Origin of the sequence: Silicimonas algicola, assembly GCF_003148765.1 — a bacterium.
Taxonomy (GTDB): Bacteria; Pseudomonadota; Alphaproteobacteria; order Rhodobacterales; family Rhodobacteraceae; genus Silicimonas; species Silicimonas algicola.
Genome location: NZ_QGGV01000005.1, coordinates 134,312 through 151,104, shown reverse-complemented (window position 1 = coordinate 151,104; position 16,793 = coordinate 134,312). Strand labels below are relative to the sequence as shown.

Below are 16,793 nucleotides of genomic sequence, written 5' to 3'. Positions count from 1 at the left end.
GCCCGTGCCGGTGCCCATACGCCCGGTCCGGGTTCTCGCCAATCTTCGTTAAGACGGGGTTACCGCCTCCGCGATCAGCGCCTTCTGCTGGCGGAGGCAGTGGGCCAGCGCATAGCGGCGCACGACCGTTTCGCGCGCCGCATTCCGAAGGCCCTGCACCCGGTCGCGCGCCGCCAGGGCCGCGACGATCCGGTCCGCCATCGCGCCCGTGTCGAAGAAGTCGACCAGCCACCCGTTCCGGCCGTCCTCGATCACTTCCTCGACCGGTGGCGTGGCCGAACCGAGGACGAAGGCGCCGGCCGCCATAGCCTCCAGCATCGACCACGACAGAACGAAGGGATAGGTCAGGTAGAGGTGTACCGACGAAACCCGCAAGAGGTCGAGGTAGGCGTTATACGGGATGCGCCCCGTGAAGCTCACTCGTTCGGGCAGCGGGCCTGTTTCGGCCAGCATCGCGTCGCGCCACGACCCGCCGCCCCTGGGGCGCGCGCCATAGCTCACCTCGTCGCCGCCCACGATCACCACTCTCGCCTCGGGCCTGCCCTCCAGCACGCGGGGCAGCGCCCGCATGAAGCTGTGGAAGCCGCGATAGGGCTCGAGGTTGCGCGACACGTAGGTCAGGACCTCGTCCCCTCGTGTCAGCGTGGTTCCGTCCGGCAGCGTGAACGAAGCGCCGGGATCGGGCCGCACGCGGTCCACGTCGATCCCGTCGTGGATCACCCGGATCTTGCCGTGATAGGCTGCAGGGAACTGCGCCTTCTGCCATTCCGTCGGCGCATAGGCGAAGTCGGCGGCGTCGATGGCCAGAAGATGCTGCGCGTTCCGCGCCCGCGCCCGCAAAAGCGCGTCCGGCCCGGTCGCGAATTCGGGATCGAAGCCCACGTCCGACCCCGACCCGTTGTAATAGAACTCGGACAGCGAGATCAGGGGCCGGTCGGGCCAGACGTCCTTGAGAAACAGCGTCTCGCCCCAGCCCGGGTTGCCGATCATCGCGTCAGGGCTCCAGCCCTGACCCTTGAGGGTGAAGGCGACCCGCGCGACCGCCTGTCCGTTCAGTACCGCCGCCTCGGTCCCGGCGAGATAGGGATGGACCTTTGGCGTCACCGCGCGGTGCGGCTCGTACTCCAGCCGCTTCACGCCCGCCGGCGTCTGTTTGTCCTTCTGCCCGATGAACACCACCTCGTGCCCCTCGGCGGCAAGCGCGGGCGCGATGTGCCGGAACTGCCCCGGGCAATTCTGGTGGACGAAGAGGATCCTCATGCGGCGGGTGTACTCGAAAAGTGCGACACGCGAACCCCCAGAGAGAAGCCCGGGATGACGCGGGCTGCCTTGGCCAGTCCGAGGACTCGACCCCTAGCGACGGCTTTGGACCTTGTCCACCGGGCGGGCCGCTCCTCCGGCGGTCCAATCCTACGGTAGACCTTTGCAGCCGCGTCGGTTTATCCTCCCATCCCACTCGCTTCGCGTCCGACCAGACGTTGACCATCTCAGAATTTCCCCCTTTGTGCGGAGGAAGTCACAATGACGGCATTCATCATGGGGCAGATGGAAATTCACAGCCGGGACTGGATGGAAGAATACTTCGCCAGGATCCCCGAGTTGGTGACCCGGCACGTGGGCAAGTTCGTCGTGCGCGGCGGCGACCCGACACGCACGGAGGGAGACAGCCCGGCGCCTGACGCCGCCTTCATACTCGAGTTCCCTGACCGAGCACATGCTGAGGCATTCTGGAATTCGAAGGAGTTTCAGACTCTCGCCACCCTGCGGCGGTCTGGTTCGACCCTCGACTCCATTCTTGTCGACGCGCTCGATTAGGTCTCCGTCCGCCTCTGCCGCCCTGCGGCCGTTCAGGGGCAGGGCGATGCTGCGTGCTGGTGCGAAATGGCGCGCGCAACGACCGCTTCCGGAAAGCCGCACGCGACGTGGGCTGCAGGGTGAAGGGCAGGTTCGGGCCGACGACGGCGCGTGAACCGATGCTCGAGCCGGGGCCTTTACACGACTTCAACGGGCGTCGCTAAACTGCGGACTGGTGCCTTTTGCTCTTGGTTAGCGTCGCGCTTCTTCGGCCGGGAAGCACTAGATCAACGGCCAGGCCTCCCAAGGCGTCGGATGATCCGAGAGTCACAGAGCCGCCGTAGGCATCGGCCAATTCCTGCGTGATGGAAAGGCCAAGACCGGTTCCCGGCTTGGCTAGGTCGAGGCGTCCCCCCGGCTTGAGTGCCTCAAGTCGAAGTTGCGGCTCTATGCCCGGGCCATCGTCTTCAACACGTATTCTGACGTCACTTCCCTCGTCGCTGACCGAAATAACGACGCGCGACCGGCACCATTTGATCGCGTTTTCCATGACATTGCCGAGCATCTCTTCAAAATCCTGCTGCTCGACAGAGATGCAGGATGCGGTGCAAGTGCTGACCGAGAGGTCTACGCCATCTCCCTCTGGCGCGGCTTTGAAGAGCCGCTCGAGGCGCCGCAACGAGTTCGTCACGTCTGTCCGAGCGTGAGCGGTTTGGGCAGCGTTTATCGCTGTCAGCCGCGCAAGCGAGCGGACGATCTGCGCATCGATGCGATCCAGTGCATGAAGGGCATCGGAAGCGTTGGCGCTGCGCGACAGCGTGATGAGTTCATTTCTCAGCGCGGCGGACGGCGTTTTCAGGGCGTGCGCGAGGTCTGCAACCTGCCGCCGCCCGCGCGCCACGATCTCGCGGTTCTTTCGAAGCAGTTCGTTGACGTCCGCGACCAGGGGGGCGACCTCGCTGGGATACTTGTCCGGTTCGATCGCCTCGCCGGCCACCCAGCGTTCGGTGACGTCACGCTGCAACTGCCTGATCGGCTGCACCACGTTGGAGACGAGCGCCACGGCCCCGAGAATGACGAACAGACCGACGAAACCGAAGGAGAAACCCACGTTCTTGCGCATCTCCTGCCGATCGGTCTCGAACGCGGCAAGAGTTTCTGCGACCGACACGACCCACTCGGAGCCGTCCCCGAGCAGAATCTTCTGGCTCACTCCTCGCACCGGGCCATTTGGGCCCCTGCCTTGCCAGAGCGAGGGTTCGTCAGCTGTGCCGAGCGGCATCGTCAGCGTGGCGTCAAAAAGCGACCTCGAGGCAAAGAACCCGCCGGGTCCCTCGACTTGCCAATAGCGCCCCGAATAAGGCCGGCTATAGGCCGGATCGGTGAGGAAAGGTCCGATTTCATTCGGCGAGTTCGTATTCGACAATGCTGCGACGACCTGCAGGTGCCTGTCGCGGAGAGCCTCCTGGAAACGCTGGGCGGCCATGCCGTCGAAGACCGAGAACAGTGCAAATGTGCCCGTGAAGAGGACAACCAGGGCCCATACAAGCCCGCCGACGATTGCGCGCCGCTGTAGGGAGCGCATCAGTCGACTTCGATCATGTACCCGTGACCACGGGATGTGACGATCATGTCCCTGCCGAGTTTGTTGCGAAGCCGATTGACGAAGACGGCGATCGTATTGGAGTCCTTGTCTCCATCGTACTCGTAGATGTGCTCGGACAGTTCGGTGCGCGAGACGTTTCGCCCGGCCCTGTGAAAAAGGTACGACAAGACGGCAAGTTCGCCTGCCGTCAGGCTGACGGTCTCGCCGTTCACGGTGACCCTGTTGGTCCTCGTGTCCAGCGTCACGGGCCCTTTCTCGAACACCGGACTGGCAACGCCTGCGCGACGGCGAAGCATGGCTCGAACGCGTGCGGAAAGTTCTGGCAGGTGGAAGGGTTTGCTCAGGTAGTCGTCGGCCCCGGCATCAAGTCCATCCACGCGATCCGACCAACTGTTTCGCGCGGTCAGGATCAGCACCGGCGTGTCTATCTTGTCCTGTCGCCAGCTCTTCAGGACGGAGATGCCGTCTCGCTCCGGCAGTCCGATGTCCAGGATCACGACGTCGTAGGGCTCGTTGGCGCCAAGATAGAGCGCCTCTTCCCCGGTGCTGGCCGTGTCGACCGCCCGTCCCTCCTCGCAGAGGGCGCCCTTTATCTGGGCACTGAGCACCGCATCGTCTTCGGCCAGAAGAATTCTCATTGGAGTCGGCTACAGGTCAAATTTGACCAAAGAATGTCAGGCGATCCCGACCTCAGGGACGGCCCCTGTCACCGGAATTGCCGCCTCCCGAGTTACCGCCCCCCGAGTTTCCGCCTCCGGAGCTGCCGCCTCTTCCGGTTCCTCCGGAGTTGTGGGTTTCGGCAGGAGAGCCGCCGCCAATGACGCCTGCGGCCGAGTTGCTCATTCCGCCGCCAGCCTGGGTGCTCGGCAGATCTCCGTCGCTTGCAGCCGCCGCGTTCTTGCTCGCCGCCATGACCTCTTTCGCCTTCGAGGACTTGCTACTCAGAAGCCGGCCGACGCGAGCATCGATGATGACCGCCACAAGCTGCCCGTCAGGACGCTTGGCAATGATGCGGTAGTAGATCTTGTCGTCGGCGAAAGCGCGAACATCGACAAGATCGCCGTCGAGGCGGGCCTTGGTCATGGCCCATGCTTCCGAGAGTCCGATCGCAACACCCGATTGCACGCTCGCGCGCAACTCGTTCTGTCCCATCTCCCGCATTTCGGCCATCGCCGCAGAGCAGGGGACGCCAGCAAGAACGGCGACAAGGAGCATGAAGCGTTTCATTGAAGCCTTCTTACGATCTTCGAGATGAACCCAGCATGAACGCGCGTCAGGAATCAGGCAGAAAGCGTTCCATTTATGGAGTGTGGCCGAACGGACGCCACAGCGTGAACCGTTCCGCGCGCAGCCCACAGGTCCATCTAATCGGCTGTTATTGCTTTATATTTCATCGTTCATCGTGGGTTTAACTACGAAAGGTTAAGAGTTTGGTCGGCGCCGGAGGGTCTAGGTCCCAACGAAAACTCCGCCTCCGGCTGCCACCGTATCGTACGAGTTCTTTGAAGCCGTCGCTTCGTCACGAGTCGCATGTGCCACTGGAAGGGGCTGTTCCAAGGCAGTGACGTCAAAAGGAGAAGATGGATGTCCGTCACGAACTCGGCCCCTTCCAGCCACAACGTTTTCGACAGGGTAAGACGGTTCGCACGCCGCGAAGACGGCACCGCGTCGGTGGAATCCGTCCTGTGGATGCCGATCTTCATCGCGCTTTTCGGACTGATGGTCGACACGTCCCTGATCTTTTTCGGCCAATCGAAGGTTCTGCGCGTGATCCAGGATGGAAACCGCAACCTGTCGATCGGCCGGCTTGACGGCGAGGCCGGAGCCGAGGCCTACATCGAGAACACGCTGGCCGCGCTCAACGTCACTGCCGATGTCACGTCGACTGTAACCGCCGGGGTCGTTCACACCCGAGTTCAGTACGACGCCGCGCAACTCCAGGCGCTCGGTTTCTTCTCCAGCCTTCTGAATCTCAAGGTGACCGTGAGCGCGGACCACATGCTCGAGAACTGGGAGGCGTGAGCGATGGTTGTCCGTTCCAAGATCACCGAGTTTGGCCGCCGCACCGACGGCGCAATGACCTCCTTCGGGGTCCTGCTGGCCATTACGATCATCATCGTTGGAGGCCTGGCGATCGATGTTTCCAATGTCGTCATGGCTCGAACGCACCTGCAGGTAGCTGCCGACTCCGCGGCTCACGCAGCCCTTGTCGTCCGTGAGACAACCGTCGACGAGGGCGTTGCGAAAGGCGTGGCCATCGATATCGCGAACGGCAGCCTTCCGCCCTCCTACTTTGGGTCGACGATCACGGAAGCCGACATCCAGTTCGGCACCTGGGACGCAGCATCGCAGGTCTTCACGCCCTCACCTGGGGCTGATGACGCCGTACTGGTCAACACGCAGCGGCTGGCGGCCCGACAGAACTCGGTCGGCACCTACTTCCTGCGGTTTATCGGCATGAACCACATGGATGTTGTCAGCCAGTCCGTCTTCGAGACCTACATCCCGACATGCTTCCGCGAAGGCTTCGTCGCAGAAGGGCCGGTCGACGTCACCAGCAGCAATCTCTACACCTCGGGGTTCTGCATACACTCGAACTCGTTCGTCGAATTGAACTGCGACAACGAGTACCAGGACGACGTTATCGTCTCGATGCCTGACAAGCGCGACCTCGTCCTCCCTTCGGAGGGATTCGACTGCAATGTGGGGCTGGAGCCTGCATTGCGGGACGGATCCTACGAGCTTCGGATCCTGCAGCGCGTCGCGGAGATAATAGCAGGCGTCCAGGACAAGACCTCGCCGCACTACCGAAGCTACATCACCTCCGATACCCCCGTGTTCATGGATCGAAACCAGAAGATCGATACACAATGGGTTGAAGGGCGTATCCACGTCCTGGACTGCGCGAATTCAACGCAGAAGGCGATGGCGGCGGCAGGCTCTACCATGCGCAGGGGTATCCTCGTGACCGATTGCCAGCTCAACTTCCCCGAGAATGTCGCCTTCGAGGATGCTGTGATCGCCAGTGAGAACCCGACAGCGGGATACGCCATCTCTGCGGCCGAGGGGTTCCGCCTCGGCAAAGTCGACAATTGCGCGGACGGAGGGGATGCGCAGATCGTGACCCGAGGTGGAGTCAAGTTTGCAATGGGCGTCGAGTTCCACAATGGCCAGGTCATTGCGGCGAAGGACATCGCCTTCACCTCGAATGCCGGCACGATCCGCGGCGTCTCTCTTGTCTCAGGAGGCACGATTCACGGCACCACGGAGTCGACGATTGGCTTCTGTGGAGGCGCCGGCATGGAGAACAACTTCTACGCCTGGTACTTCCGTCTGGCGGCATGATCCCGGATATCGATTGCGTGAACGGCGGACTCAAGGTCATCACAGAGCCGACGATGGGCCTCGGAATTCGGAACTTCGGGCGCTACTTCGACAGGTGTCGGCTCAAGCCCATCGCCGCCATGCGGGCGGTCTCGGGTCTTACGAGAGTGGAAGCGGAGGGCTGGGACAAGCGCGGAGGCTTCCCAGCGCCTCTGCCTCGCTACAACGGGTCTGGTGTCGACATGACCGTCAGACCGAGTCCAGCTCCACGGGGACATAGCTGTAGGCGCCGTCCTTGTAGACGCGGAGGAGCAGGGGACGGTCCTCTTCCGCGGCCGTCGCCGCAGCCTCTCGGAGTTGTTCGACACTCGTGACCGCTGTCCGGTCCGCCGACACGATGACGTCGCCGTCGGCGATGTCCGCCTCCGCGGCCGGACTACCTTGCTCGACGCGCGAGACGATCAGGCCCTCGATATCCGCCGGGAGACCCTGCTAGTCCCTCATTCCGGGAGAGAGGCTTGCGACCGCGATGCCAAGCCGTGGCCGCGCCGCCTCGGCCTGATCCGCATCACCGCCGACCTCGTCGCGCGAGGGGCGATTGCCGATAGTCACGGCGATCTGCCGGGTCTCTTCCGCGCCCGTCCGAAGAGTGAGCGTCACCTGCTCCCCCTCTCCGTGCCCCGAGATCGCCGAGGCGAGATCACGTGCCCCATCGATCCGGGTGTCATCTACAGCGGTAATGATCGAACCGGGCTCGATGCCCTCCCTGGCGGCGGGGCTTCCGGGTTCGACCGCGGCCACGAGCGCTCCTTTCGCGTCAGGATAGCCAAGAGAGCGCGCGATCTGCGGTGTGACGTCCTGGATCTGCACACCGACCCAGCCTCCCGCGGATGGCGCCTTTTCCGTCGCCTCTACACCCGCCTGCTTCTGCGGCTGGCTCTGCTCGGCGGTCGTGCCGGTGGCGTCTGCCGACCCGCTGCTGCTCTGCGTTCCGCTAAGCTGCTCTTGCCCTGACCCGCTCCGCGTCTCCGAGACCGGTTGTCCGCCCGGGCCGTAGAGGACGATCTCCGCACCTTGGCGGAGCCTGTTTCGGATCTCCTGAGCCGCTTGCTGACGCAGGTGTTGTTCGATCTGAGGGCGCAGTTGTTCCAGCGGTGGCACGGCCGCTCCGCCTCGCGGCTGAATGGTCTCATACGTGCGCTGGACCGCCTCCTCGGTGACAGCTCCCCTTGTCTCCCGGTCGAGCCAGACCTGCACCATCGCATCCTCCTCGACAGTCTGCGCGGAGTTCTCGACAAGGGCGACAACTTCGGGATCGTCGGCGAGGTTCTGGCTGCGGGCTTCCTCGAGGATCAGTTCCCGGAGGATCAGCTGTTCCAGCGCAAGCGGCACCAGCATCTGCGGCGGCTGCGATTGCAACTGCGGCGGTAGCATCCCGATGATCGTCCTCAGGTCGGAACCGCGGATCTCGGCATCGCCGACGGTGGCCACGAGGTCATCCTGCTGCACTCCGCCTGACTCCGACCGAAAAGGCTGTTGAGCGTTGGGCGACGGCGTCGCGGATTGATCCGTTTGGCCGGCCTGCTGCGCCAGGACGCTTCCACTCGCGAAGGGAAGGCTCAGGAGCGCGACGACGGCCGCGCTGCACATGTTCGGGTTCAGCATCTTCATCTCGATCTCCTTTGTCCGATTGCAGTATTTCAACAGGGCAACCTGCCGGACGTTCCGGACTTTCGGGCCGTCAGCCTCACGTCTCCGCTACCGGTCGAAGCGTGCCTGAGGGTCCATTCCGCCGGTGGCGGATGAAGGGCTTGGTGCGCGGTCGTCTGCGGCCTCTCTTAACAAGGTCGTGAGCAATAATCGGGAAACACCTGCTGCGTTCCCCTGTTGAAGGGTCACTGGCGGCACAGGCCGCCGCAGACCAAAAGGAGAGACTTTATGAATATGGAACTGAAGAAACTCGCCGGTATCGGAGCCATTCTCGCCGCGTTTGCAGCGACGCCCGTGATGGCACAGGAAGACTTCGGCGGCTGGGACGCCGACGGCGACGGCGCGGTAAATCAGGAAGAGTTTACCGAGGGCTGGGGCAACACGTTCGGCGATGAAAGCCCTTACGAAGCCTGGGACGAAGACGGCGACGGCATGCTGACCGAGGATGAGTTTCATACCGGCATCTACAGCTCCTACGACGCTGACGACAGCGGCGTGATCGAAGAGCCGGAATTCGGTGACGCCGGCGACGACATCGGCGACGGCGGCTTCTGGGACGTCTGACTATCCCCCGGGCGGCACAGGCGGGCGCGTGCCTGACTGTTTTCGCTCCAGCCACCACGAGTGGCCGGGCGCCGACGCCGTCGGCGCCCGGACCCGTTGAGCACCTCGAGGCGAACCTGGTTTCGATAGCGCGCGCGATGGGCCGCAAGAGCTGTTCTCGGTTCCTCGGAGGCCCCGCGAGCGTTATCCCTCATCCCCGAATTTATGGCGATCCCGGAAGGACTCGAACCCTCAACCTGCTGATTAGAAGTCAGCTGCTCTATCCTGTTGAGCTACGGGACCGCTCGGGAACTTATGGTCGCGGGCCGGTCGGCTTGGCAAGACGGTTGCGTCGCGCTATGTGGTGAACAGCGTTCAAGAGGAGGCCCGATGGCCCGAGACACCACCCAGCGCCGCGCCGAGCTTCGCGACCGCCTGATCGACATCGCCGAGGACGAAATCCGCGCGAACGGCCTCGCCTCGCTCCGTGCTCGCGCGCTGGCCGACAAGGCGGGCTGCGCGGTCGGCGCCATTTACAACGTCTTCGACGACCTCACCGGGCTTGTCCTCGCCGTCAACGGGCGCACGTTCGGCCGCATGGGGGCCGAGGTGTCCGACGCCGTGCGGCAGGGTCCATCCGATCCCGTGGGCACCATGGTCGTGATGGCGAAAGGCTATCTGCGCTTCGCCCTGCGCAATCCGCGCCTCTGGCGCGCCCTCTTCGACGTTCAGATGACCGCCGACAGCGACGTGCCGCGCTGGTACCTCGAAGAACTCCAGCGCCTCTTCGCGCTGATCGCCGCGCCCCTCCGCATCCTGCACCCCGAGACTCCTGCCGACCGCATCGACCTGATGACCCGCGCGCTTTTCTCGTCCGTTCACGGCATGGTTCTCCTCGGAACCGAGCACCGCATCTCGGCCGTCCCGGAGGACCGCATCGACGAGATGATCGAATTCCTCATCCCCCGCGTCGCGCGGCCGTAGCTAAAAAAAAAGGCCCCGCACCTGCGGAGCCGGTCAGGAAAGAAGGCGGTCGGGTCAGGCCATTGCGGCCGTCATGTCCTCGACCTTGGCATCGCTGGCGTTCTTCGCCACCGAAGCGATGCCGTTGTCGCGCGCGCTGGCGCTCTCATAGGTCTCGGACGAGCCGATGACCTGGCCGTTCGTGGCGCGAAGGTTGAACGAGAACTTGCCGTTCTTCGTCTCCTTGCGCTCGAACCGCGCGTCGATCTGCGAGTTCTTGCGGACGGACTCGACGCCGTTCATGCAGCTCGACTTCCGCTTGTAGCCCTCGCTGGCGAGGATGATCTGCCCGTTGCCGGCCTTCAGCCGGAAACGCGTCTCGCCCTTCTTGTCCTTGTAGACTTCAAACTTTCCCGCCATGTGTCCCTCTTTCTGCTGAATAGGCTATGGGTGCCCAGACGAAAGCAGGGGAGCCGTCGCAAAACAATTCTTTTTTGCGAGAAGGGGGCGGAATGAGCGGGTTCAGTGCGTCCAGCCGTTGCGCCGGTCGGTCGCGAAGTTCTCGCCATACCCGCGCGGACGGACGTTCGGCCGGCGCGGCTTGGGCTCGATCACCACGGCGTCGATCCCATGATCCTTGGCATAGTCCAGCGCCGCTTCCTTCGTCGGAAACGTCATCCGCACCTGCGCGCTGGTGTCGTCTGACGAGGTCCAGCCCATCAGCGGGTCGATGTCGCGTCCGGTCTCGTTGACGAATTCCAGAATCCACATCCGCGTCTTGGCGATGCCGGAGGACATGGCGGACCTGGCCGGGCGATAGATGCGAGCAGTCATGGCGTTGATCCCTTGGTTGGCGAAGCTATCGGAGAAAACGGCGCCGGGATCAAGCACGGGATGAAAGTGCCGGCCGGACGTCGAGGAGCGAGGGGTGGGTGGGTCGCGACGTCCGGCCGGCGGGCCGATCTGCTGCTAGCACGTCCGTTGTTGCACGCCTGACGCGGTCGATCAACACCTAATTCATCTTAAGGTTGTTTCGCGTGCAGACCGCCCAAAACGCACCCGCCTGGCGGTCATACCCTTCATGCCCCCGGCGCATCGCTCACACGCCAATCACGGCTCCTGACACACCCTGTCAGGGGAACAGCTTGAACCGGGACGGAAAGAGAACAAATGTAGGGCTCAGCAAACCCCCGAGTCTTGAACATCATGCACAACAACTCGCCCGAGCAGATGCCGGTCCTGAACCACGTCTCGCCCGATGTCCGCTCGCGCGAAAAGCTCGAGGGCGGACGCCGCTTCGTCATGCGCACCGACTTCCTGCCGGCCGGCGACCAGCCGACTGCCATCGCCGAGCTGTCCGCGGGCGTGAAGGCGGGCGAGCAGAACCAGGTTCTCCTCGGCGCCACGGGCACCGGCAAGACCTACACCATGGCCAAGGTCATCGAAGAGACGCAGCGCCCGGCCATCATCCTCGCCCCCAACAAGACGCTCGCGGCCCAGCTCTACGGCGAGTTCAAGGGCTTCTTCCCGGACAACGCGGTCGAGTACTTCGTCAGCTACTACGACTACTACCAGCCCGAGGCCTACGTCGCGCGCTCGGACACCTACATCGAGAAGGAATCCCAGATCAACGAGCAGATCGACCGGATGCGCCACTCGGCCACCCGGGCGCTTCTGGAACGCGACGACGTCATCATCGTCGCCTCCGTCTCGTGCATCTACGGCATCGGCTCGGTGGAGACCTATGGCGCCATGACGCTCGACCTGCACAAGGGCCGCAATTACGACCCCCGCAAGGTCATCGCCGACCTCGTCGCCCAGCAGTACCGCCGCAACGACCAGTCCTTCCACCGCGGCACCTTCCGCGTCCGCGGCGACGTGATCGAGCTCTGGCCCGCCCACCTCGAGGACAGCGCCTGGCGCCTGTCCTTCTTCGGCGACGAGCTGGAAAGCATCGTCGAGTTCGACCCTCTCACCGGCGCGAAAACGGGAGAATTCGACCGCGTCCGCGTCTACGCCAACTCGCACTACGTCACGCCGCGCCCGACGCTCCAGCAGGCGATCCGCGGCATCAAGGCCGAGCTCAAGACCCGCCTCGCGCAGTTCGTCGACGAGGGCAAGCTGCTCGAGGCGCAGCGGCTGGAACAGCGCACCAACTTCGACCTCGAGATGATGGAGGCCACCGGCTCCTGCAACGGGATCGAGAACTACTCCCGCTACCTCACCGGCCGCGCACCGGGCGAGCCTCCCCCCACGCTCTTCGAATTCATTCCTGACACCGCCATCGTCTTCGCCGACGAAAGCCACGTCAGCGTCCCCCAGATCGGCGGCATGTACCGGGGCGACTTCCGCCGCAAGGCCACGCTGTCCGAGCACGGCTTCCGCCTGCCCTCCTGCACCGACAACCGTCCGCTGAAGTTCGAGGAATGGGACGCCATGCGCCCCCAGTCCGTCTTCGTCTCCGCCACCCCCCAGGCCTGGGAACTGGAGCAGACCGGCGGCGTCTTCACCGAACAGGTCATCCGCCCCACCGGCCTCGTCGACCCCGAGGTCGAGATCCGGCCCGTCTCCATGCAGGTCGACGACCTCCTCGACGAGATCCGCAAGGTCACCCTCCGCGGCTTCCGCACCCTCGTCACCACGCTCACGAAACGCATGGCCGAAGATCTGACCGAGTACCTGCACGAGCAGGGTATCAAGGTCCGCTACATGCACTCGGACATCGACACCCTCGAACGCATCGAGATCCTCCGCGACCTTCGCCTCGGTGCCTTCGACGTGCTCATCGGCATCAACCTCCTGCGCGAAGGCCTCGACATCCCCGAATGCGGGCTGGTGGCGATCCTCGACGCCGACAAGGAAGGCTTCCTCCGCTCCGAGACCTCTCTCGTCCAGACCATCGGCCGCGCCGCGCGCAACGCCGAGGGCCGCGTCATCCTCTACGCCGACCGCATGACCGGCTCGATGGAACGCGCGCTGGCCGAAACCAACCGCCGGCGCGAGAAGCAGCACGCCTACAACGTCGAGCACGGCATCACCCCCTCCACGGTCAAGAAGAACGTCGAGGACGTCCTCGCCGGTCTCTACAAGGGCGACACCGACATGAGCCGCGTGACGGCCAAGGTCGGCAAGACCGTCGTCGGCTCCAACCTCCGCGCCCACCTCGACGGCCTCCGCGACGCCATGCGCAAGGCGGCCGAGAACCTCGAGTTCGAGGAAGCCGCGCGCCTGCGCGACGAGGTCAGGCGCCTCGAGACGGTGGACCTCGTGGTGTCTGACGATCCCCTCGCGCGCCAGTCGGCGGTCGAGGAGGCCGTCGAGAGCGCGCAGAAGGCGAGCGGGCGCAGCAAGGCCGGGAGGGCCGGACAGAGGGGCGGGAACGTGAAGCGGAGGGGGAGGTAGGTTAGTCATGGGAAGAGGCAGCGTTCAGGAAAGACACGTTGACTTCTCACTAGGCCTTGCGATCGCAAGACGATATTACGACGCGGCTGCAGACTTTCTCCCGACCGACCCCCAAGAGTTGGAAATTAGCTTCGCGGCAGTAAGCGATAGGATCGCATTTGCTGCAAGCAATTTGATATTCAGCACAGAACTGTACATAAGAAATGCAGCCATTGATCGAAAAAACGCTCCAAGCCATCACAATGTTTGGAGTCATTATCGAAGAATAGCGCCCGATAACAGAAGTTTATTGCAGGAGCGGTTCAACGACAGGATCGGGCGCAGAACGCATCCAGTTTCTTTATCAGTTGTAGTAAGCCATAGTAAAAAACTGCGAGACGAGCAGGTGAAGGAACTTGCGTCCACAGATCCAAGCAGATCGAAAGGTGAATTTCTTAATCTTGAACGAATACTAAAAGATACCGGTGAGAGCTATAGTGTCTGGCGCTATCTCTACCAGAGCATTGCGGCCCAGAAGGATCACAAGATTGTTCGTTTACACTATGTTCATTTGTTTTGCCTTTGTGAGTGCCTAGACGAGATCTTAGCGAAAACCTACGGTCATGCTACTAAAGATTTCGTTCTTTCTCATCATCCGATTAAGCGGGCTTAGCTTGCATCGCCATCACTGATTGCGCACCAGTACTATGGCAGGACTCATCTCGCCACTCGCCTAAGCAAACTTCCCCATCCTTCCGGCGAGCAATCCGTCCACCGACACGTCCTCGTCCAGCGCCGCCCAGTGCAACCCGAACGGCGTGATCTCCACCGCTGCTCGCTCCGCTGCGCTCGCACCGGCCAACCGCGGGAACCATGCAAGCGGCACGCCCAGCACGCGCCCGTCAGCCAGCGCGACCCACATCGCGCCCTCATCGAACCAGACCCTTTCGGCCAAAACCCTCACCGCTCCCACTCCAGCCCCACCTCGTCCCGGCTGATGAACCCCCGCACCAGGAACCCCTCCTCCTGAACGCGCGGAAACCGCTCCACCCAATCCCGGTACTTGTCGTTCGTGACAACGCGCGCGCCCAGCTTCTCGGCCCGTTCAAGCAGCAGCGGATCCGCCGGCGTCCCCTTCTCGGCGACGAACACATGCTCGCGCGACAGTCCCAGGCGCTCGGCCAATGGCCCCGGCCCCATCCACTTCGTGCCGATCAGGTAGCCGACGTTGGCGTCGAACCAGACCAGCGGGTCATAGCCCTCGGCTTTCAGGATCGACAGGACGTGGCCCACACTGGCGAGGTCGGGCGTGTCGCGATCCCAGTAGAGGACGTTCGAGCCGTCGACGACGATCCAGTTGCCTTTCGGCGTCCGCTCGGGCCGCTTGCGGAAGACAAGGATGAGAAGCGCCGCAACAGCGGCAAGGACGGCGATTTCAACCATAAGGCGCAGCCTAACCGAGGACGTTTCCCGATCAAGTGCCGCCTTGCGTCTACTTCATGATCGCCCGGCCGATGATCAGCACGATCACCGCGCCCGCCAAGGCCACCAGGGCCAGCACCAGGATCCCGCCTGCCGCGATGGCCGTGACGCCCAGGGCCGCCAGAATGAACGGAAGCAGCAAGGCCCCCACGATCCCCAGCAGGATATAGCCCGCCGTATTTTTTCCCGCGACCCGACCGGCGATCGCTCCCGCAAGCGCGCCGATGATGGCGAGGATCACCAACGCGGTCACCCCCAGCCCTTGTAGCAGTCCTTCCATCTCGAATACCTCTCCATCGTCCCCGACTCGACCAACATGGGGCGCGACGGATAGTTTCCCACCTCATGATGCATCTTTCCGCCAGCGGCAGCCACCTCTATCCCGGCGCGACCGGCACCGTCTCGGGAGACGGCCCCGACGTCGTCGTCGACTTCGCCGACCTGTCGCGCACGACGGGTTCGCTCACAGGCGACCGTCTCGTCACGCTGCCCTACGAGACGTCGGCAGGGACGCGTATTCCGACCAAGTCGTGGCGTGTGGACGTCAAGGATGGCCGCTTCCGCATCCTCGCCCGCCACCCCTCCGGCACCGACGCGATACCGACGTGATACCGACGCGATACCGAAACAGTCTTGTGACGCCACTTCCGGCGAATCCGTGCTAGGCTTCTCCCGTAAGCTGGGGGGCTTTGTATGTTAAAGATTGCTTCTGGCGCGCTGTGCGCCATCCTGACCGTAACCGGCGCGAGCGCTCAGGAAACGGTTCCTTGGGCATCCTCGAATGTCGGCGGCTGGAACGTCGCGGTGGACCGTACCATCGGCGATAGCTGCTTCATCCTCGCCGCCTTCGAGAATGACTTCGTCGTCCGTTTCCAGTTCAACAACCGGGCGCAGAACGTCCAGTTCATCATCGGCAACCTGAAGTGGGGGTCGGTCGAGGACGGCGAAGCCTACGACATGGAGGTCGCCTTCGGCGCCGAAGAGCCCTGGTCCGGCGACGGCATGGGCTATCTCTGGAACGACATCCTGCCCAGCCTGGTCCTATCCGTCCCGGTCGAGGGAGAACGCGCCTCGGCCTTCCTGCACGAGTTCGCGCAGATGAACGGCGTCAAGGTCCGCCATGACGGGGTAGAGGTCGCGAACCTCGCCTTCCAGAACAACTCCCAGGCCGTGGCCGAGATGCTGGCCTGCCAGGAGATGATGATGGCGAATGCCGGATCTCTCGACCCCTTCGAGGGCTCCGAGGTCCCGGCCGAGCCGCTCTAGTCCCCGGATTCCGCTGGACAAACGGTGCGGCAGCGGACACCTCTTCGTCATGCGCGAAGGGTTTCCGCCTGTCCGACCGGGGATGTGCATCGGTCTTCTCGGCGGGTCGTTCGACCCTGCCCACGCAGGGCATGCTCTCATCACGCGCGAGGCGCTGAAGCGGTTCGGGCTGGACGAAGTCTGGTGGCTCGTCTCGCCCGGCAACCCGCTCAAGACCGAAGGCCCGGCCCCGATGGCCGACCGCATCCGGCGCGCCCGCGAGGTGATGTCCCACCCCCGCGTCCGCATCACCGATCTCGAGGCGCGCTTCGGCACCCGCTACACCCATGCCACGCTGCGCGCCTTGACCCAAGCTTACCCCGGCGTGCGCTTCGTTTGGCTGATGGGCGCCGACAACCTCGCCGACTTCCACAAGTGGGAGAACTGGCGAGACATCCTCGCCCTCGTCCCCCTGGGCGTCATCGCCCGCCCCGGACAGCGAATCTCGGCCCGCATGTCGCGGGCGGCGCGCATCTTTTCGTCGCACCGACTCAGACCCCGCGACGCCATGCGCCTCTGCGCCGCAACGCCGCCCGCCTGGGTCTTTCTCAACGTACCCATGAGCGACCAGTCCTCGACCCGAATCCGAGCCGAAGGCCACTGGTCAAGGCGCTGAGTCGCTCCGGTCACAATTCCGCTGGTCCTGCCGTCTCCCGCTTGTGCCTCGCCACGGGCGGCCTACAAG

Annotated in this window: 21 protein-coding genes and 1 tRNA gene; 10 read left to right on the top strand and 12 right to left on the bottom strand. The window is 63.7% G+C overall.

Annotated elements, in window-relative coordinates:
- Positions 1-48: 48 nt before the first annotated feature.
- Positions 49-1,260: a glycosyltransferase family 4 protein gene (locus C8D95_RS12540; RefSeq protein WP_109759530.1), complete on the bottom strand. Its 1,212-nt coding sequence runs from the start codon at positions 1,258-1,260 to the stop codon at positions 49-51.
- A 261-nt stretch (positions 1,261-1,521) separates the two neighbouring features.
- On the opposite strand from C8D95_RS12540, the gene C8D95_RS12535 reads away from it, so the two are divergent.
- Positions 1,522-1,815: a DUF1330 domain-containing protein gene (locus tag C8D95_RS12535; protein WP_109759529.1), complete on the top strand. Its 294-nt coding sequence runs from the start codon at positions 1,522-1,524 to the stop codon at positions 1,813-1,815.
- Between the two features lie 199 nt (positions 1,816-2,014).
- Here the strand turns inward: C8D95_RS12535 and C8D95_RS12530 are convergent, their stop codons facing one another.
- From C8D95_RS12530 to C8D95_RS12520, 3 genes are read right to left on the bottom strand one after another with little or no spacing between them, the layout of a single operon-like run.
- Positions 2,015-3,379, bottom strand: a complete 1,365-nt coding sequence (locus C8D95_RS12530; protein ID WP_109759528.1) for an ATP-binding protein — start codon at positions 3,377-3,379, stop codon at positions 2,015-2,017.
- Positions 3,379-4,038, bottom strand: a complete 660-nt coding sequence (locus C8D95_RS12525) for a response regulator (protein WP_109759527.1) — start codon at positions 4,036-4,038, stop codon at positions 3,379-3,381. Before C8D95_RS12525 ends, C8D95_RS12530 begins: the two co-directional genes overlap by 1 nt.
- 52 nt (positions 4,039-4,090) lie before the next feature.
- Positions 4,091-4,627 (bottom strand): PepSY domain-containing protein, encoded by a 537-nt coding sequence (locus C8D95_RS12520; protein WP_109759526.1) that lies wholly within the window; start codon positions 4,625-4,627, stop codon positions 4,091-4,093.
- Positions 4,628-4,984: 357 nt separating this feature from the next.
- Here C8D95_RS12520 and C8D95_RS12515 point away from each other — a divergent pair, with 357 nt between their 5' ends.
- Together C8D95_RS12515 and C8D95_RS12510 are read left to right on the top strand one after the other, a co-directional pair.
- A complete protein-coding gene (locus C8D95_RS12515) occupies positions 4,985-5,422 on the top strand; it encodes a TadE/TadG family type IV pilus assembly protein (RefSeq protein WP_164721750.1) in 438 nt (145 codons plus the stop codon).
- A gap of 3 nt (positions 5,423-5,425) precedes the next feature.
- The gene (locus C8D95_RS12510; RefSeq protein WP_109759524.1) at positions 5,426-6,745 is read left to right on the top strand and encodes a pilus assembly protein TadG-related protein; all 1,320 of its coding nucleotides are present in this window, start codon (positions 5,426-5,428) and stop codon (positions 6,743-6,745) included.
- A 228-nt stretch (positions 6,746-6,973) separates the two neighbouring features.
- Here C8D95_RS12510 and C8D95_RS12505 read toward each other — a convergent pair whose 3' ends face one another.
- Positions 6,974-7,186 carry a PDZ domain-containing protein gene (locus C8D95_RS12505; RefSeq protein WP_282957637.1) on the bottom strand — a complete coding sequence of 71 codons (213 nt, stop codon included), beginning with the start codon at positions 7,184-7,186 and terminating at the stop codon, positions 6,974-6,976.
- A 30-nt stretch (positions 7,187-7,216) separates the two neighbouring features.
- Entirely contained in the window at positions 7,217-8,395 is a 1,179-nt protein-coding gene (locus C8D95_RS12500; RefSeq protein ID WP_109759522.1) for a PDZ domain-containing protein, read from the bottom strand.
- A 267-nt stretch (positions 8,396-8,662) separates the two neighbouring features.
- On the opposite strand from C8D95_RS12500, the gene C8D95_RS12495 reads away from it, so the two are divergent.
- Positions 8,663-8,998, top strand: a complete 336-nt coding sequence (locus C8D95_RS12495) for an EF-hand domain-containing protein (RefSeq protein ID WP_206508359.1) — start codon at positions 8,663-8,665, stop codon at positions 8,996-8,998.
- Positions 8,999-9,203: 205 nt separating this feature from the next.
- On the opposite strand, the gene C8D95_RS12490 is transcribed toward C8D95_RS12495, so the two are convergent.
- Positions 9,204-9,280, bottom strand: a tRNA-Arg gene (locus C8D95_RS12490).
- An 87-nt stretch (positions 9,281-9,367) separates the two neighbouring features.
- Between C8D95_RS12490 and C8D95_RS12485 the strand changes: the two genes are divergently transcribed.
- Complete coding sequence (locus C8D95_RS12485; RefSeq protein WP_109759521.1) at positions 9,368-9,961, top strand: TetR/AcrR family transcriptional regulator; 594 nt, start codon at positions 9,368-9,370, stop codon at positions 9,959-9,961.
- A gap of 54 nt (positions 9,962-10,015) precedes the next feature.
- Here the strand turns inward: C8D95_RS12485 and C8D95_RS12480 are convergent, their stop codons facing one another.
- Together C8D95_RS12480 and C8D95_RS12475 are read right to left on the bottom strand one after the other, a co-directional pair.
- The gene (locus C8D95_RS12480) at positions 10,016-10,360 is read right to left on the bottom strand and encodes a YegP family protein (RefSeq protein ID WP_109759520.1); all 345 of its coding nucleotides are present in this window, start codon (positions 10,358-10,360) and stop codon (positions 10,016-10,018) included.
- A 102-nt stretch (positions 10,361-10,462) separates the two neighbouring features.
- On the bottom strand, positions 10,463-10,774 hold the full coding sequence (locus tag C8D95_RS12475; protein ID WP_109759519.1) for an ETC complex I subunit: 312 nt from the start codon (positions 10,772-10,774) through the stop codon (positions 10,463-10,465).
- A gap of 372 nt (positions 10,775-11,146) precedes the next feature.
- Here C8D95_RS12475 and uvrB point away from each other — a divergent pair, with 372 nt between their 5' ends.
- Together uvrB and C8D95_RS21725 are read left to right on the top strand one after the other, a co-directional pair.
- Complete coding sequence (gene uvrB / locus C8D95_RS12470) at positions 11,147-13,342, top strand: excinuclease ABC subunit UvrB (RefSeq protein WP_206508545.1); 2,196 nt, start codon at positions 11,147-11,149, stop codon at positions 13,340-13,342.
- Between the two features lie 7 nt (positions 13,343-13,349).
- Positions 13,350-13,994 (top strand): hypothetical protein, encoded by a 645-nt coding sequence (locus C8D95_RS21725; RefSeq protein ID WP_126918611.1) that lies wholly within the window; start codon positions 13,350-13,352, stop codon positions 13,992-13,994.
- A gap of 60 nt (positions 13,995-14,054) precedes the next feature.
- Here the strand turns inward: C8D95_RS21725 and C8D95_RS12465 are convergent, their stop codons facing one another.
- Genes C8D95_RS12465 through C8D95_RS12455 form a run of 3 tightly spaced genes read right to left on the bottom strand, consistent with a single transcriptional unit; the run spans position 14,055 to position 15,083 of the window.
- Complete coding sequence (locus C8D95_RS12465; RefSeq protein WP_109759686.1) at positions 14,055-14,285, bottom strand: DUF2442 domain-containing protein; 231 nt, start codon at positions 14,283-14,285, stop codon at positions 14,055-14,057.
- Positions 14,282-14,764 (bottom strand): NYN domain-containing protein, encoded by a 483-nt coding sequence (locus tag C8D95_RS12460; RefSeq protein WP_109759518.1) that lies wholly within the window; start codon positions 14,762-14,764, stop codon positions 14,282-14,284. Before C8D95_RS12460 ends, C8D95_RS12465 begins: the two co-directional genes overlap by 4 nt.
- 49 nt (positions 14,765-14,813) lie before the next feature.
- Positions 14,814-15,083: a GlsB/YeaQ/YmgE family stress response membrane protein gene (locus tag C8D95_RS12455; RefSeq protein ID WP_109759517.1), complete on the bottom strand. Its 270-nt coding sequence runs from the start codon at positions 15,081-15,083 to the stop codon at positions 14,814-14,816.
- Positions 15,084-15,148: 65 nt separating this feature from the next.
- Here C8D95_RS12455 and C8D95_RS12450 point away from each other — a divergent pair, with 65 nt between their 5' ends.
- The 3 genes from C8D95_RS12450 (at position 15,149) to C8D95_RS12440 (ending at position 16,724) form a co-directional block, all read left to right on the top strand.
- Positions 15,149-15,412 (top strand): hypothetical protein, encoded by a 264-nt coding sequence (locus C8D95_RS12450; RefSeq protein ID WP_109759516.1) that lies wholly within the window; start codon positions 15,149-15,151, stop codon positions 15,410-15,412.
- Positions 15,413-15,496: 84 nt separating this feature from the next.
- Positions 15,497-16,069: a hypothetical protein gene (locus C8D95_RS12445; protein ID WP_109759515.1), complete on the top strand. Its 573-nt coding sequence runs from the start codon at positions 15,497-15,499 to the stop codon at positions 16,067-16,069.
- A 49-nt stretch (positions 16,070-16,118) separates the two neighbouring features.
- A complete protein-coding gene (locus C8D95_RS12440; protein ID WP_109759514.1) occupies positions 16,119-16,724 on the top strand; it encodes a nicotinate-nucleotide adenylyltransferase in 606 nt (201 codons plus the stop codon).
- The last annotated feature ends 69 nt before the right edge of the window (positions 16,725-16,793 follow it).

What these genes read in the sequence shown, in the direction of transcription:
- C8D95_RS12525 (WP_109759527.1), bottom strand. Translation starts at nt 4,038, where the DNA reads ATGAGAATTCTTCTGGCCGAAGACGATGCGGTGCTCAGTGCCCAGATA.
- C8D95_RS12515 (WP_164721750.1), top strand. Translation starts at nt 4,985, where the DNA reads ATGTCCGTCACGAACTCGGCCCCTTCCAGCCACAACGTTTTCGACAGG.
- C8D95_RS12520 (WP_109759526.1), bottom strand. Translation starts at nt 4,627, where the DNA reads ATGAAACGCTTCATGCTCCTTGTCGCCGTTCTTGCTGGCGTCCCCTGC.
- C8D95_RS12510 (WP_109759524.1), top strand. Translation starts at nt 5,426, where the DNA reads ATGGTTGTCCGTTCCAAGATCACCGAGTTTGGCCGCCGCACCGACGGC.
- C8D95_RS12475 (WP_109759519.1), bottom strand. Translation starts at nt 10,774, where the DNA reads ATGACTGCTCGCATCTATCGCCCGGCCAGGTCCGCCATGTCCTCCGGC.
- C8D95_RS12485 (WP_109759521.1), top strand. Translation starts at nt 9,368, where the DNA reads ATGGCCCGAGACACCACCCAGCGCCGCGCCGAGCTTCGCGACCGCCTG.
- C8D95_RS12540 (WP_109759530.1), bottom strand. Translation starts at nt 1,260, where the DNA reads ATGAGGATCCTCTTCGTCCACCAGAATTGCCCGGGGCAGTTCCGGCAC.
- C8D95_RS12530 (WP_109759528.1), bottom strand. Translation starts at nt 3,379, where the DNA reads ATGCGCTCCCTACAGCGGCGCGCAATCGTCGGCGGGCTTGTATGGGCC.
- C8D95_RS12495 (WP_206508359.1), top strand. Translation starts at nt 8,663, where the DNA reads ATGAATATGGAACTGAAGAAACTCGCCGGTATCGGAGCCATTCTCGCC.
- C8D95_RS12535 (WP_109759529.1), top strand. Translation starts at nt 1,522, where the DNA reads ATGACGGCATTCATCATGGGGCAGATGGAAATTCACAGCCGGGACTGG.
- C8D95_RS12460 (WP_109759518.1), bottom strand. Translation starts at nt 14,764, where the DNA reads ATGGTTGAAATCGCCGTCCTTGCCGCTGTTGCGGCGCTTCTCATCCTT.
- C8D95_RS12450 (WP_109759516.1), top strand. Translation starts at nt 15,149, where the DNA reads ATGATGCATCTTTCCGCCAGCGGCAGCCACCTCTATCCCGGCGCGACC.
- C8D95_RS12455 (WP_109759517.1), bottom strand. Translation starts at nt 15,083, where the DNA reads ATGGAAGGACTGCTACAAGGGCTGGGGGTGACCGCGTTGGTGATCCTC.
- C8D95_RS12445 (WP_109759515.1), top strand. Translation starts at nt 15,497, where the DNA reads ATGTTAAAGATTGCTTCTGGCGCGCTGTGCGCCATCCTGACCGTAACC.
- C8D95_RS21725 (WP_126918611.1), top strand. Translation starts at nt 13,350, where the DNA reads ATGGGAAGAGGCAGCGTTCAGGAAAGACACGTTGACTTCTCACTAGGC.
- uvrB (WP_206508545.1), top strand. Translation starts at nt 11,147, where the DNA reads ATGCACAACAACTCGCCCGAGCAGATGCCGGTCCTGAACCACGTCTCG.
- C8D95_RS12440 (WP_109759514.1), top strand. Translation starts at nt 16,119, where the DNA reads ATGCGCGAAGGGTTTCCGCCTGTCCGACCGGGGATGTGCATCGGTCTT.
- C8D95_RS12500 (WP_109759522.1), bottom strand. Translation starts at nt 8,395, where the DNA reads ATGAAGATGCTGAACCCGAACATGTGCAGCGCGGCCGTCGTCGCGCTC.
- C8D95_RS12480 (WP_109759520.1), bottom strand. Translation starts at nt 10,360, where the DNA reads ATGGCGGGAAAGTTTGAAGTCTACAAGGACAAGAAGGGCGAGACGCGT.